Annotated in this window: 16 protein-coding genes and 1 riboswitch; of the genes, 12 read left to right on the forward strand and 4 right to left on the reverse strand. The window is 72.1% G+C overall.

Annotated features, from left to right (window positions below; all coding sequences use genetic code 11):
• Nucleotides 1-120: 120 nt before the first annotated feature.
• Nucleotides 121-329: riboswitch (cobalamin riboswitch) on the reverse strand.
• A 97-nt stretch (nucleotides 330-426) separates the two neighbouring features.
• The 8 genes from BM339_RS15570 (at nucleotide 427) to BM339_RS15600 (ending at nucleotide 8142) form a co-directional block, all read left to right on the forward strand.
• Nucleotides 427-1059, forward strand: a complete 633-nt coding sequence (locus BM339_RS15570; protein ID WP_143118431.1) for a hypothetical protein — start codon at nucleotides 427-429, stop codon at nucleotides 1057-1059.
• Nucleotides 1060-1136: 77 nt separating this feature from the next.
• Nucleotides 1137-1850, forward strand: a complete 714-nt coding sequence (locus BM339_RS15575; protein ID WP_075021262.1) for a YcnI family copper-binding membrane protein — start codon at nucleotides 1137-1139, stop codon at nucleotides 1848-1850.
• Entirely contained in the window at nucleotides 1847-2383 is a 537-nt protein-coding gene (locus tag BM339_RS15580; RefSeq protein ID WP_021595283.1) for a copper resistance CopC family protein, read from the forward strand. Before BM339_RS15575 ends, BM339_RS15580 begins: the two co-directional genes overlap by 4 nt.
• A gap of 59 nt (nucleotides 2384-2442) precedes the next feature.
• The gene (locus tag BM339_RS15585; RefSeq protein ID WP_244938793.1) at nucleotides 2443-3222 is read left to right on the forward strand and encodes a group II truncated hemoglobin; all 780 of its coding nucleotides are present in this window, start codon (nucleotides 2443-2445) and stop codon (nucleotides 3220-3222) included.
• Between the two features lie 32 nt (nucleotides 3223-3254).
• Complete coding sequence (locus tag BM339_RS49850) at nucleotides 3255-3398, forward strand: hypothetical protein (protein ID WP_177287699.1); 144 nt, start codon at nucleotides 3255-3257, stop codon at nucleotides 3396-3398.
• A gap of 119 nt (nucleotides 3399-3517) precedes the next feature.
• On the forward strand, nucleotides 3518-5659 hold the full coding sequence (locus BM339_RS15590) for an MMPL family transporter (RefSeq protein ID WP_256255359.1): 2142 nt from the start codon (nucleotides 3518-3520) through the stop codon (nucleotides 5657-5659).
• Nucleotides 5660-5673: 14 nt separating this feature from the next.
• A complete protein-coding gene (locus BM339_RS15595) occupies nucleotides 5674-6240 on the forward strand; it encodes a TetR/AcrR family transcriptional regulator (protein ID WP_075021263.1) in 567 nt (188 codons plus the stop codon).
• A gap of 84 nt (nucleotides 6241-6324) precedes the next feature.
• Nucleotides 6325-8142 (forward strand): asparagine synthase-related protein, encoded by a 1818-nt coding sequence (locus BM339_RS15600; RefSeq protein WP_075021264.1) that lies wholly within the window; start codon nucleotides 6325-6327, stop codon nucleotides 8140-8142.
• Nucleotides 8143-8227: 85 nt separating this feature from the next.
• Here BM339_RS15600 and BM339_RS15605 read toward each other — a convergent pair whose 3' ends face one another.
• Complete coding sequence (locus BM339_RS15605) at nucleotides 8228-8821, reverse strand: TetR/AcrR family transcriptional regulator (RefSeq protein WP_075021265.1); 594 nt, start codon at nucleotides 8819-8821, stop codon at nucleotides 8228-8230.
• 120 nt (nucleotides 8822-8941) lie between these two features.
• On the opposite strand from BM339_RS15605, the gene BM339_RS15610 reads away from it, so the two are divergent.
• Both BM339_RS15610 and BM339_RS15615 read left to right on the forward strand, forming a co-directional pair.
• Nucleotides 8942-9763, forward strand: a complete 822-nt coding sequence (locus BM339_RS15610; RefSeq protein ID WP_075021266.1) for an SDR family NAD(P)-dependent oxidoreductase — start codon at nucleotides 8942-8944, stop codon at nucleotides 9761-9763.
• 145 nt (nucleotides 9764-9908) lie between these two features.
• Nucleotides 9909-10418, forward strand: a complete 510-nt coding sequence (locus BM339_RS15615) for an rRNA adenine N-6-methyltransferase family protein (protein WP_256255360.1) — start codon at nucleotides 9909-9911, stop codon at nucleotides 10416-10418.
• Nucleotides 10419-10573: 155 nt separating this feature from the next.
• On the opposite strand, the gene BM339_RS15620 is transcribed toward BM339_RS15615, so the two are convergent.
• Together BM339_RS15620 and BM339_RS15625 are read right to left on the reverse strand one after the other, a co-directional pair.
• Nucleotides 10574-10777 (reverse strand): DUF397 domain-containing protein, encoded by a 204-nt coding sequence (locus BM339_RS15620; RefSeq protein ID WP_075021268.1) that lies wholly within the window; start codon nucleotides 10775-10777, stop codon nucleotides 10574-10576.
• Nucleotides 10774-11568: a helix-turn-helix domain-containing protein gene (locus BM339_RS15625; RefSeq protein ID WP_075021269.1), complete on the reverse strand. Its 795-nt coding sequence runs from the start codon at nucleotides 11566-11568 to the stop codon at nucleotides 10774-10776. Before BM339_RS15625 ends, BM339_RS15620 begins: the two co-directional genes overlap by 4 nt.
• Before the next feature lie 210 nt (nucleotides 11569-11778).
• Here BM339_RS15625 and BM339_RS15630 point away from each other — a divergent pair, with 210 nt between their 5' ends.
• Nucleotides 11779-11979, forward strand: coding sequence for a hypothetical protein (locus BM339_RS15630; protein WP_143118432.1), 201 nt, complete (start codon nucleotides 11779-11781; stop codon nucleotides 11977-11979).
• Nucleotides 11976-12290, forward strand: coding sequence for a hypothetical protein (locus BM339_RS15635; RefSeq protein WP_075021270.1), 315 nt, complete (start codon nucleotides 11976-11978; stop codon nucleotides 12288-12290). The genes BM339_RS15630 and BM339_RS15635 overlap by 4 nt, the downstream gene beginning before the upstream one ends.
• Nucleotides 12291-12341: 51 nt before the next feature.
• On the opposite strand, the gene BM339_RS15640 is transcribed toward BM339_RS15635, so the two are convergent.
• Nucleotides 12342-12557, reverse strand: a complete 216-nt coding sequence (locus BM339_RS15640; RefSeq protein WP_075021271.1) for an EF-hand domain-containing protein — start codon at nucleotides 12555-12557, stop codon at nucleotides 12342-12344.
• Between the last annotated feature and the right edge of the window lie 220 nt (nucleotides 12558-12777).

Genomic DNA, 12777 nt, shown 5'->3' on the forward strand with positions numbered 1-12777 from the left:
TCCCCTCGCAAGCCGCCTCGCGGAGGCATGCGAACGGGACGCGGCGGCATGCCGCGCTCCGTCCCCGGCCCACCCGCGAGGCCTGGACGTGGTGATCCGGGGGTCGACCCCGGACCCCCGAAGCGGTCGTGCGGGCAGGTCTTCGGACTCGCGGGCGCCGCCTCGAAAGGCGTCCTACTGGCCGTCGCTTCCCAGGCCGTGCGGCCCAGTGCGTGATGACGGCGGTCGTTCCCGCTCACCGCTGCGGGGCAGTCCCGGACTCACACCGGGTTCCCTCTTGCGACGCCCCCGCCGCGCGAGCGGCGGGGGCGTACCAGCACGGGATTGAACCCTACATGTAGTCGACGATCTTTGCACAACCCCAAGATGTTGGGTGTGTCGCGGATTCACGGGGTCGGCTGCGCGACCGCCGCGCAGGGTGGGACGATGGGTGGCGCCATGTCCCCGCCCGCCTCGCAGCCGCTGTTCAGGACCGCGCGCGCGGTGGTGTTCGCCACCGTGTGCGTCACGCTGGCGACCCTCGGGCACGTCCTGGCGAGCGGGGCGCCGGTCCCGGTCTGGTCGGCGATGGCGGGGTTCGCGGCGGTGCTCGGCGTGACGGCGGTGCTGGCGGGCCACGAGCGCTCGCTGGCGACGATCTTCGGCGGGCTGCTCGGCGGGCAGTTCGCGCTGCACACGCTCTTCGCCGCCGCGTCCGGCCCGATGGGCCATCACACGCCGGAGACGCACGCCGCGATGGCGGACGGAGCCACCCGGGGCGGCGCGGAGAACGGCCTCGCGATGACGCTCGCGCACTGCGTGGCCGCGCTGGTCGCGGCCTGGTGGCTGCGCCGCGGCGAGCGGGCCGCGTGGGCGCTGGCGCGGCAGGTCGCCGCGCTGGCGAACCGTCCGATCAGGCTGTTCCTGGCCCTCCTCGCCGTCGAGCCGGCCGAGCCGCCGGCGCGTCCCCGCCGGGCGACGCCCGCGCCGGCCGGCGTCACCTCCACCGGGCGGGCCCTGCGGCACCAGGTGGTCCGGCGGGGTCCCCCGCCGCGTTCGAGGGCGCTCGCTCACCTCTGAGCCCGAGCGCAGTACGTCACCGGACGCCGTTTCCGGCGCGTTCGGCCTTTCCCGTACGACTCGAACGGAGTTCCTCCATGCGTTTCCTTCCAGGCGCCCGGCGCGCCGGCGCCGTCGCGTCGCTCGCCTCCATGGCCGTGATCGGGCTCGCCACGGCCGCGTCCGCGCACGTCACCGTCAACCCGAAGGCGGCCGAGCAGGGCTCGTACGCCAAGGTCTCGTTCCGCGTGCCGAACGAGCGCGACGACGCGTCCACGACCAAGCTCGTGGTGCACCTGCCGGCCGACCATCCGCTGGCGTCGGTGTCGGTCCGCCCGACCCCCGGCTGGACGGTGAAGACGAAGAAGTCCAAGCTCGCGAAGCCGATCCAGTCGCACGGCGGCGAGCTGACCGAGGCGATCACCGAGATCACCTGGTCGGGGGGCGAGATCGAGCCGGGGCAGTTCCAGGAGTTCGACGTCTCGCTCGGCCCGCTGCCCACCGACACCGACCAGCTCGTCTTCAAGGCCGACCAGACCTACTCGGGCGGCGAGGTCGTCAAGTGGGAGGAGCCCCCGGCCGAGGGCGCGGCGGAGCCGGAGCACCCCTCGCCGGTGCTGAAGCTGCTCCCCGAGGGCAGCACGACCGGAACCGGCCTGAGCGCCCAGGTGAAGCCCGTCTCGGCGAGCGAGTCCGCGGCGTCCGCCGATGACGGGACGGCGCGGCTGCTCGGCGGCGCCGGCATCGCGGTGGGCGTGATCGGCATCGGCGTCGGCGCGTACGGCGTGACCAGGGCGCGGAGCCGGGCATGACGCGGGCAGCGCTCCGGGTCGCCGCGGGCGCCGCGGCCGTCGGGACGGTGCTCGCGCTGACCGCGCCCCCCGCCTCGGCGCACGCCGCGCTCACCGGCGCCAGCCCGGCGAAGGACGCGACGGTCGCGGCGCCGTCCGAGATCGTCCTCACCTACTCCGATCCGATCCGGCTGCCGCGCGTCGTGCTGACGGACGCCGCGGAGCGGCAGTACCAGGCGGGGCCGCCCCGCGCGGTCGACAACAAGGTCACGCAGGCGGTCACCGGAGCGCTGCCCAACGGCGAGTACACGGTGGGCTGGCGGGTCGTGTCGGCGGACGGCCACCCGGTGAGCGGCTCCTACACGTTCACCGTGCGGGGGTCGTCGGGCGGCGCGCAGCCCGCCGCGCCGGCCCCGTCCACGACGAAGGCCGCGTCCTCGGAGGATTCGGGCGGCTCGTCGGGCTGGCTGTGGATCGGCCTGATCGCGCTGGTCCTGGCGGTGGCGGCCGGCGTGGTCGGCTGGCTCCGCCGCTCCTCCGCCCCCGCGGACTGACCCACCGGCTTCCGGTCGGGTGATTACAGGATTACAGTGACTACCCGACCGGAGGCATCGTGGGGGCCGTCATGATCGTCGAGTACATCCGCTACCGCATCGACCCGCAGGACGCGGAGGAGTTCGAGGCCGCCTACGCACGCGCTTCCGTGCCGCTCGCCGCCGCACCCCAGTGCGTGGACTACGAGCTGTCGAGGTGCGTCGACGAGCCGTCGTCCTACATCCTGCGCATCTGCTGGACGTCCGCCGACGACCACATGCGGGGGTTCCGGGGCGGCGAGCACTTCCCGGCGTTCTTCGCCGAGATCAAGCCGTACGTCCAGCAAATCGAGGAGATGCGGCACTACGGGCTGACACCCGTCCGCGGGGCTGGGTCGTCCGTCCCAACGCTGTACGACTGGGCGGGTGGCGGCGAGGCCCTGGAGCGGCTCACCGAGGTCTTCTACACGAACGTCCTCAAGGACGAGCTGCTGCGCCCCCTCTTCGAGCACATGGCCCCGGACCACCCGAAATGGGTCGCCGCCTGGCTCGGTGAGGTGTTCCGCGGTCCCGAGCGCTACAGCCGGGAGCGCGGCGGCTACCACCACATGGTGCGGCACCACCTCGGCAAGGCCATCACGGAGGCGCAGCGCCGCCGCTGGGTCTCGCTGCTGATGGACGCGGCCGACGAGGCCGGCCTCCCGGACGACCCCGAATTCCGCGCCGCGTTCGCGTCCTACATCGAGTGGGGCACGCGCATCGCGCTCGCCAACTCCCAGCCGGACGCGAAGCCGCCCCTGCAAGCGCCCATGCCGCACTGGGGCTGGGGCGTCGCGCCGCCCTACATCCCGGCGCAGTAGCCTGCACGCCGTTCCTGCGACGAGGGAGGTTGATGAATATGGCCCGCGCGGCCCTTCGTCAGCATGCCCTTGTCCGGTGCGCGCGGCGGGCCCACTGGGCGGACGACTTCCCCCAGAACGCCGGGCTGCGCCGCGTCACCACCCGCGCGGAGACGGCCGCGTACGCCACCGACTGATTCCTCGCAGCACCGAACGTGCCGCCCTTCCCCGGGAAGGGCGGCACGTTCGCGTTTCCGGGAGCGATTGACAAATTACGCTAGTTCACTAACACTTCCTATTCGACTAGCGATTGGCGGTGGGTGTCGTGGCGGTCGTCCTGGCCCGGCTCGGGCGCTTCTGTTACCGGCGGCGCGGGCTCGTCGTCCTGCTGTGGGCGGGGCTGCTCGTCCTCACCGTGTCCGGCGCGGCCCTCCTGTCGGAGCCGGCGCCGGACACCTTCTCGGTCCCCGGCACCGAGGCGCAGCGCGCGAACGACCTGGTCGCGGAACGGTTCCCGCAGGCCGCCGCCGGCGGGGCGTCCGCCCGCGTCGTGTTCGCCGTCCCGGCCGGACGGTCGCTGGCCGCTCCCGCGACCCGGGCCGCCGTCGAGCAGGCCGTCGCCCGGATCGAGGCCGCGCCGAAGGTCGCCGAGGTCGCCTCCCCCTACGCCCGGCACACCGTCTCGGCCGGCGGCCGCATCGCGCTCGCGGAGGTCGCCTACCGCGTCCCGGCCGCGGAGCTGACCGGCGCGGACCGCGAGGCGCTGCGCGAGGCCGCCGCCGTCCCGGGCGTGCGCACGGAGATGAGCGGCGACGCCGTCGCACCGCCGGAGGAGGGCGCGGGCGAGCTGCTCGGCGTGGTGGCCGCCGCGATCGTCCTGCTGGTCACGCTCGGGTCGCTCGTCGCGGCCGGGCTGCCGCTGCTCACGGCCGCCGCCGGGATCGTCATCGGGCTGTCGGCGATCGGCACCGCGTCCGCGTTCGCGGAGGTGAGCTCCGAGACCCTGGCGCTCGCGCTCATGCTCGGCCTCGCCGTCGCGATCGACTACGCGCTGTTCATCATCTCCCGCTACCGCGAGGAGGTCCTGGACGGCCGCGAGCCCGCCGACGCGGCGGGCCGGGCCACGGGCACCGCCGGATCCGCCGTGGTGTTCGCCGGCCTGACCGTCATCATCGCGCTGGCCGGGCTCGCCGTCGTGAACATCCCCATCCTGACCCGGCTCGGGCTCGCCGCCGCGTTCACCGTGGCCATCGCGGTGCTGGTCGCCCTCACCCTGCTCCCGGCCCTGCTCGGGTTCGCGGGCCGCCGCGCGCTGGCCCGCCGCCGTCCCGCCGCCTCCGCCGGGCTGCGCTGGGGACGGTTCGTCACCTCGCACCCCGTCCCGGTGCTGATCGTGGCCGTGGTGGGGCTGCTCGCGGCGGCGACGCCCGCGCTCGGACTGCGGCTCGGCCTGCCCGACGACGGCACCGCCCCTCCCGGGACGACCCAGCGCCAGGCCTACGACCTGCTCGCGGAAGGGTTCGGCCCCGGGATCAACGGGCCGCTGACCCTCGTCGTGCAGGCCGGGGACGACACGAAGGCCGCCGCCGAGCGCGTCGCTGCGACGATCACGGCCCTGGACGGCGTCGCCTCGGTCGACCCGCCCGTGGTGAACCCCGCCGGCGACACCGCGCTGGTCGGCGTCGTCCCCGACGGCGGGCCGACGGCCGAGGCCACCGAGGACCTCATCCACACCATCCGCGACCGCTCCTGGGACGGGGCGTCCGTCGCGGTCACCGGGCAGACCGCGATCGACATCGACACGTCCGGGAAGCTCGCCGGCGCGCTCGTCCCCTACCTCGCGGTCGTCGTCGGCCTCGCGTTCCTGCTGCTGACGCTGGTGTTCCGCTCGATCCTGGTGCCGCTGAAGGCCACGCTCGGCTTCCTGCTCAGCGTCGCCGCCACGTTCGGCGCGGTCGTCGCCGTGTTCCAGGAGGGCCGGCTGGAGGGGCCGCTCGGCGTCCACGCGTCCGGCGTGATCGTCAACGTGCTGCCGGTCATGCTGATCGGCATGGTGTTCGGGCTGGCCATGGACTACCAGGTCTTCCTCGTCACCCGGATGCGCGAGGAGCACGTCCGCGGCGCCTCCCCCACCGGCGCCGCCGTCGCCGGGCTGGCGCACGGCTCCCGCGTCGTCACCGCCGCCGCGATCATCATGATCTTCGTGTTCGCCGGGTTCCTGCTGTCCGCGACGCCGATGGTGCAGTCGTTCGGCTTCGCGCTGGCCGCCGCCGTGCTCTTCGACGCCTTCGTCGTCCGCATGACGATCGTCCCCGCCGTGATGGCGCTGCTCGGCCGCGCCGGCTGGTGGCTGCCCGCCCGCCTCGCCCGCGTCCTCCCGCACGTGGACGTGGAGGGCGAGCGGCTCCGAGACGCCCCGGAGGAGGTGACAGTAGGCTCCTCGGTCGGGACGAGGTAGCGAAAGGGCCGGAGATGCCGCCGAAGCAGGGCCTGCGAGAGATGAAGAAGGCGAGGACCCGGGCCGCGATCCAGCGCGAGGCCCTGCGGCTGTTCCGCGAGCGCGGCTACGAGGCCACGACCGTCGAGCAGATCGCGCAGGCCGCCGAGGTCGCGCACACCACCGTCTTCCGCTACTTCCCGACCAAGGAGGACCTCGTCATCAGCGACGAGGCCGACCCCTTGATCTTCGCGTCGCTGCGCGCCCAGCCGCCGGAGCTGACCCCGGTCCAGGCCCTGCGCGCCGCGATGCTGGACGTCCTCGGCGGGTTCACCCCCGAGGACCTCGCCGCGGGACGCGACCGGGCCGTCCTCATCCTGTCGGTCCCCGCGCTGCGCGGCGCCGCGTTCGCCAACTTCGTCGACACGATGCGCACGGTGACCGCCATCCTCGCCGAACGGGAGGGCCGCGCCCCCGGCGACGTCCGCACCCTCACCGGCGCGGCCTTCGGCATCATGCTCGACCTGATGCTCCGCTGGGAGGAGGACCCGTCCCTGGACCTCCCCGCTGCCATCGACGAAGCCCTCGCCACCCTCGGCTAGGCACACTCCCCCGATTTAGCGGGATTTACGGCTGTATGCCCGGCGTTTACCGGGTGTTCGCCGGGTGATGGTTGGGTGCCGGCCATGCGCGCTTGCCTGGTGGTCTCCGCACGCGATCCCGACGAGCGGATCACGCCCGCCGTGCTGGCGACAGCCCGGCGGGCCATCGACGAGGCGGTGCCCGCGCCCGCCGGCCGCTGGCGCCCCGCCGAGTGGATCTCGCCCGACCGCGGCACCGCGCTGCTGGCCTGGTCCAACGAACCGTCCGGGGCACCGTTCCCGGAGCCGATCCTCACCTCCGGCGACCGCGCCCTGACCTACTGCGGCTACCTGGGCGGCAAGGGCGACGCCGACCTGCTGCTGAGCATGGACGCCCTCGGCGACGACCTCGACGGCCTCGGCGGCTGCTTCTCGGTGTTCCGCGCCGGCCCGGACGGGTTCGAGGCCGCCACGTCCATCACCCGCGCCTGCCCCGTCTACCACGCAGAGGCGGGCGGCCTGCGGTTCGCCGCGTCCCGCGCCCTGCTCGCCCACCTGGCGGCGCGAGCGGCGGCGACCGGCCTGGCCCGCCCGGCGCCCGCCTACGACGTGATGGCGCTCCAGGCGATGGTGCGGCACGGGTTCTTCGTCTCCGACGAGACGCCGTTCGAGGGCGTGCGGGCGGTCCCGAACGCGGCCACGCTCGTCGCGCGGCGCGGTCACGACCCGCGCACCGTCGCGCGCCCGCTGCCCGCCCAGGAGCCCGCGCCGCGCGGGCGCCGGGAGGCCCGCGCGCGGGTGAAGCCGCTGGCCGAGGCGCTGCTGGCGGCGGTGGAGCCGTTCAGGCGGCACGACCGGCCGACGCGGCTGGCGCTGTCCGGCGGACGCGACAGCCGCCTGATCGCCGCCGCCTGCCACGCCGCCGGGGTGCCGTTCTTCGGCGCCACCCACGGCCTGGCCGGCAGCCCCGACGTGGTGCTGGCGCAGCGGGTGGCCGAGGTGCTGGGCGTGGAGTGCCGGGTCACGGTCGACAGGCAGAAGTCCGGAGCGGTCGTCGTCCGGCACCCGCTGCGGCGCGCCCACGCCCTGGTCCGCATGTGCGAGGGCATGAACTCGGCGTACGAGAACGTGAACCGGTGGGCGCCCTACGATCCCGAGCCGCGCACCTCCGGCTCCGGCGGGGAGCGGCTGCGCGGCGGCTTCCTCACCGACCAGGCCGACCTGTCCCGTGACGGTGTCCTTCGCAGGCTGGACACCATCTTCCTGGCGCAGAGCGAGTTCCTCACCGAGGACGCCAACGCCTACGCCAGGCGCCGTCACGACCAGTGGGCCGCCCGGTACGAGCATGACGGCCTCGACGTGCTCGACAAGCTGCACATGTTCTACAAGACCGGCCGCTGGCTGGCCGGATCGCACACCGCGACCCTCATGAACTGGGCCTACTACCACCCCTTCCTCGACAACCGGGTGGTGCGCGAAGCGCTGGCGCTGCCCGTGGAGTGGCGGCTGAGCGAGGAACCGGTCGCGCTCGTCCTGGGGATGCTCGCGCCCCGGCTGCGGGACGTCCCGCTCGCCGGGAAGCGGTGGCGGTTCGAGGAGCAGGGCCCCAGGTCGCTGCGCGAACGGCCGGGCTGGCGGCGCCGCGCCACCCCGCCGAGCACCGCGGCCGCCGGGTTCAACTGGCGCAAGTCGTACGGACCTGAGCTGGCCGACGTGTTCCGGGAGCACATCCTGGACGGGCCGCCCGAGCTGTTCTCCATCCTCGACCGCGGCGCGGTGGAGCGGCGCCTGGCCGAGGTGCCGCCGCGCCGTCCCGGGCAGAGCTGGCACCTGCTCTCCCTGAGCGTCCTGCTGTCGAACGCCTGGCGCGAGCCCGAGCCGGACGACCTGCCGGACATGGAGATCCCTCTCCCCACCCCATGAGGCAGGTCACGGGCGGGTAAGACCGCTCCTGCTACCCCAGTTCGGGGGTGGCGTGCGTCACTCGGATGGCCGCACGGATCGGCCGTCAGGGAGCGAACGCGCGAAGAGCGGCCTCCACGAGCGCGTCGGCGTACTCCGGGGTGAGCGGTCCGGCGCGGTGCAGCCACCGCTGGTGGAGCGGGGCGTAGAGCACCTCCAGCACGAGGTCGAGGTCGGCGTCGGCGGCCAGCTGGCCCGCGCGCTGGGCGCTGCGCAGCCGCTCCTTCTTGGCCTCGTCGACGGGGGCGGCGAGCTTCTCCCGGTAGAGGGCGGCCAGCGCGGGGTCACCGACGATCTCCAGGTTGAGCGCTCTGATCGGCGCCTCGAACGCCGGGTCGGCGAACTCGGCGACGGTCGCCCGCATGACGGTCTTGAGGTCGGCCTCAAGGTCACCGGTGTCGGGCAGCCGCACCCCGTCCCCGCCCTCGCTCAGCTCCAGGAACGAGTCGAAGATCACCGCGCCTTTGGAGGGCCACCAGCGATAGATGGTCTGCTTGCCCACTCCGGCACGGGCGGCGATGGCCTCGATCGACACCTTCGCGTACCCGAGCTCGGTGACCAGTTCGCGTGCGGCGGCCAGGACGGCCCGCCGGGACCGCTCGCTGCGCCGCGCGGGGTCCGGCCTTCTGGGGTGCGACACGCCCGGGAGCCTACCACCGATCCGAGACGAGACGGTCCGTCTTGTCAATCGCCCCTCCGGTCGCTAGGGTGGCGAAGCAACGAGACGAACCGTCTCGTCTAGTCAAGGAAGGGGCAGCCCATGACGACAGCCCGAGTGTGGTTCATCACCGGCGCTTCGCGAGGCCTGGGCAGGGCCTTCGCGGAAGAGGCGCTCGCCGCCGGAGACCGCGTCGTCGCCGCCGCGCGCGACCTCGGCCCCCTCGCGGATCTCGCCGCCGCCCACCCGGACGGCCTCGTCCGGCTGGCACTGGACGTCACCGACCGGGAGGCCGTGCTGAGGGTGGTGGATCAGGCGGCCGCGGTGTTCGGGCGGCTGGACATCGTGGTCAACAACGCCGGCGCGATGCTGCTCGGCATGGTCGAGGAGGCGACCGAGGAGCAGATCCGCGCCCAGTTCGACGTCAACTTCTTCGGCGCGGTCTGGGTGACCCAGGCCGTGGTGCCGCACCTGCGCGCCCAGGGCTCCGGCCACATCCTCCAGGTCACCACGATGGGGACCGGCGGCGGCGTCGCGTCGGCCGGCTTCTACGCTGCGAGCAAGAGCGCGCTCGACTCGATGAGCCAGGCGCTGGCGATGGAGGTCGCGCCGTTCGGGATCAAGGTGACGATCGTGCAGCCCGGCGGGTACGGCACCGACCTGTTCACGCGCGGCACCACGATGGCGGAGCCGCGCCCGGAGTACGAGCCGCTGCGCGCCCGGCTCGCCGAGATGTGGGGCGACGACGCCGGCCCCGACCCGAGCACCGCCGCCCCGGTGCTCATGGAACTGGCCGACCTGCCCGAACCGCCGCTGCGCCTGATCGTCGGCGGCGCCTCCTACGATCTCGTCCAGCAGATGGACGAGGCCCGCACGGCTGAATACCGAGCCTGGGAGCACCTGAGCCGCAAGGCCCCCGGCTGACCCGGCCACCGGCCCCCCGACGTAACACCAAATTCGTTCCCACTGAGAGCAATGATTCGTGCACTCTCAGCAAGGAGACGTCGGTGGGAAAGCACGGCAGACAAGAGGACTGCTCCGTCTGCAACGGCAGGGGGAAAATTGAGCGGTGGCAGGACGGGAAGAAGGACGAGGTGAGCTGCTCGGCATGCCGGGCGACGGGGAAGGTGTAGATCGGCGGTTGTTCATCTCCGAAGTCGTGTGGATCGCTCCGGGAGACGGTGAGGACCTCGTTCCCCTGCGCAGGGCGGACGATCCGGAGGCGTGGGAGCGGCTGGTCGCGGCGGACGAGAGCGTCGTCACTCAGGTGGACGACGACGATCCAGGCAAGTGGGGCGTGCATTTCCCGACGTCGTCGTCAACAGCGCCGTGGCTGATGCGGCGGATGATCGAAGCGCTGGACCTGGCGCCGGGAATGGCCGTCTTGGAGATCGCCACCGGGACGGGCTACAACGCGGCACTGCTCGCCGAGGCCGGCGCGGTGGTGACCACTGTGGAGATAGACGCCCGGCTCGCGAACGAGGCGCCCTGGTGGCACTGGACGTCGCCGGCGGCACCGCCCGTGGACACGTCATCGACCACGAGTCCTTCTTCATGCCACTACGTGGCCAACGCATGAACCAGCGCGAGATACAGGCCATGCCCCGCACGTTGGACGCACGACTGCACTTCACCGTGACCAGCACACGCCAATACATCACCACGAAGTAAGCCCGGCACAAACGAGCCCTCGGCCACCGTCGATCTGGCCGAGGGCTCCCAGGTATGAGCATGTCAGGGCAGGTCACGGACCCCGGACTTGATGTCGGCAGTGAGGGTGCCCCAAGCGGCCTTGGAAAGAGTCAACCTCGGCCCGTCTGGATCCTTGGAGTCACGCACCCCGATCGCGGCGGCAAGATCCGCCACCTCGACACAATCGCCCCCTTGGTGGTCACTGTGGCCACTCTTGCGCCACTGAACGTTCTGCGGACTGCTCATAGACTCTCCAACACGGTCCTAATGACGGCTCGCGACTCCGCTACGGGGAGCGCGTGGCTTCGGAGCATCTCCCAGCGTAGAGCGAACCCGGCGACCCGGTCGGGCTGTTGGATCAGGGTTCCGACTCCCGCAGACTCCGAATACGCCATGTCCGAGCCATCGCAACTGAGGATCGTGAAGCTCCCACCCAGTCCGGCGTGGTAGCCGACGCTCTGCGGCACGACGTTGATCATGACATTGGGACGCTCATCGAGTTCGAGGAGGAACTCCAGCTGTCCTCTCAGGACCTCGGGCCCGCCGACCGCGCGGTGCAGCACGGTCTCGTCCACCGTGAAGCACACGAAGGGGGGTGGGTCGCGCTGAAGGAGCGTCTGTCTTTCCATTCGCTGAGCGACCAGTTCCTCGGCGCCCGCTGCTCTGTCGGCACCAAGGACGGAGCGAGCGTACTGCTCGCTCTGAAAGAGACCGTTTATGAGCAGCGCCGAGAACACGCGGATTGCGGATGCCCTCTTTTCACGTCCGGAGTATTCGGTGAAACCCGGCGGAAGAAAGGTCTGGAGTTCGACGTCGTTGATCAGCTTCCAGTGGCGGTGGAAGTGGCCGTCGGTCTTGAAATAGGTGTCGAGGTCCTCGGCGCTCTGTTCAGAGACCTTGCGACCGCTCTCCATGATGCTGATCCATTGGGGTGTGCAGCCGAGCGCGTCCGCCAACTCCCTGCCGGTGAGCCCGGCCCGCTCCCGCATGCGGCGGAGTTCGGTGCCGAAGAAGATGCGCGCTCGATTCTCACTCATGGGGATCCTCCGGGGAGTTAACCGGTGGGGGCCGGTTGAGGTGATCTTGGCTAGGCTTGACCACAGGTGTTGAATGGTCACTGGTCGTCTTTTGCCCGGCAGGTGAAGCTGGACGCAAGCATTTCAGCACTGCGACCGGACATCGAGGTCTCCGAAATGAAAAAGACTCCGCTATCGCCCACTTCTGAGGGAGTAAGGGGAATGCCTCTCATGTCCGATTGGTATGGCGAGCCGTCGGGGGACGGGTTCGTCGCGCGGCGGCTTGGCGGGCTGAGCGACTACCAGGCGCTCAACGGCTGCCTGGACGAGGTCCTGGCCAAGGACGAGGGCGAGTTGTGGCTGCTCTGCGACGCGCAGACCCGGCTGTCCGAGCGGGTCGCGCTCGCCGAGTCCACGAGGCGGCGGACGTGAGCGTTCCCGAGCACGAGGCCCCGGCGGTGGAGTCGTACGTCCGGTTGGAGACCCTGGGCATGCACCTCAGGGCGCACGGCTTCACCGTCGAGTACGTGGCCGGAGGGCTGGTCGTCCGCAACGAGACGTCCACCGCGCGGAGCGTCTGCGGGGCGCGGGGCGGGTCCGGCGACACGATCACCTGTCGCCCGCACGACGGGGACGAAGGACGCTACTGGTACTACACGTCCTGGCGGCAGCCCATCGCCGAGGCCGGGCGCATCACCGACGCCCTGGTGATGATCAAGGGGTATCTCGGGGCCCCCGCATGACGGGCGGCGACGGGCCCCGGCGCCTGCTCGAACTGCTCGCCGGCGGGAGGGTCACCGGTCCCAGGCGACGAGGAACTCCGCCAGGGAGATGCGCCCGTCGGCGTCCCCGTCCTTCTCGTCCGCCGCCCGGAAGATCGAGTCGAGCTCGCCCGAGGCGACCTCCTCGCCGCGGGCGGCCATGGCGGCGGCGAACTCGTCGCGGGTGATGTAGCCGTCGCCGTCGCGGTCGAACTCCTTGAACGTGGCGGTCGGGTCGAGATCGGCCATCACGGACCTCCGATGCACACTTTCCGGACAAAGCAGTAAAGCAGCATCGAAGCACGGTGGGGCCCGGCGGCGGGCCGGGTTCCCGAAACCGCATCGGCCGGACCCGATGCAAAGAGGCGACCACAGGGCGCTTTTCCTGCGGTCGACGTTCGTCACGGGCGGGTAAGACCACTCCTGCTACCCCCGTTCGGGGGTGGCGTGGGTCACTCGGATGGCCAAC

The sequence above is a fragment of the Actinomadura madurae genome (genome assembly GCF_900115095.1).
Taxonomy (GTDB): Bacteria; Actinomycetota; Actinomycetes; order Streptosporangiales; family Streptosporangiaceae; genus Spirillospora; species Spirillospora madurae.

What these genes read in the sequence shown, in the direction of transcription:
- BM339_RS15625 (WP_075021269.1), bottom strand. Translation starts at nt 11,568, where the DNA reads ATGAGTGAGAATCGAGCGCGCATCTTCTTCGGCACCGAACTCCGCCGC.
- BM339_RS49850 (WP_177287699.1), top strand. Translation starts at nt 3,255, where the DNA reads ATGAATATGGCCCGCGCGGCCCTTCGTCAGCATGCCCTTGTCCGGTGC.
- BM339_RS15600 (WP_075021264.1), top strand. Translation starts at nt 6,325, where the DNA reads ATGCGCGCTTGCCTGGTGGTCTCCGCACGCGATCCCGACGAGCGGATC.
- BM339_RS15595 (WP_075021263.1), top strand. Translation starts at nt 5,674, where the DNA reads ATGCCGCCGAAGCAGGGCCTGCGAGAGATGAAGAAGGCGAGGACCCGG.
- BM339_RS15610 (WP_075021266.1), top strand. Translation starts at nt 8,942, where the DNA reads ATGACGACAGCCCGAGTGTGGTTCATCACCGGCGCTTCGCGAGGCCTG.
- BM339_RS15630 (WP_143118432.1), top strand. Translation starts at nt 11,779, where the DNA reads ATGTCCGATTGGTATGGCGAGCCGTCGGGGGACGGGTTCGTCGCGCGG.
- BM339_RS15640 (WP_075021271.1), bottom strand. Translation starts at nt 12,557, where the DNA reads ATGGCCGATCTCGACCCGACCGCCACGTTCAAGGAGTTCGACCGCGAC.
- BM339_RS15570 (WP_143118431.1), top strand. Translation starts at nt 427, where the DNA reads ATGGGTGGCGCCATGTCCCCGCCCGCCTCGCAGCCGCTGTTCAGGACC.
- BM339_RS15580 (WP_021595283.1), top strand. Translation starts at nt 1,847, where the DNA reads ATGACGCGGGCAGCGCTCCGGGTCGCCGCGGGCGCCGCGGCCGTCGGG.
- BM339_RS15620 (WP_075021268.1), bottom strand. Translation starts at nt 10,777, where the DNA reads ATGAGCAGTCCGCAGAACGTTCAGTGGCGCAAGAGTGGCCACAGTGAC.
- BM339_RS15575 (WP_075021262.1), top strand. Translation starts at nt 1,137, where the DNA reads ATGCGTTTCCTTCCAGGCGCCCGGCGCGCCGGCGCCGTCGCGTCGCTC.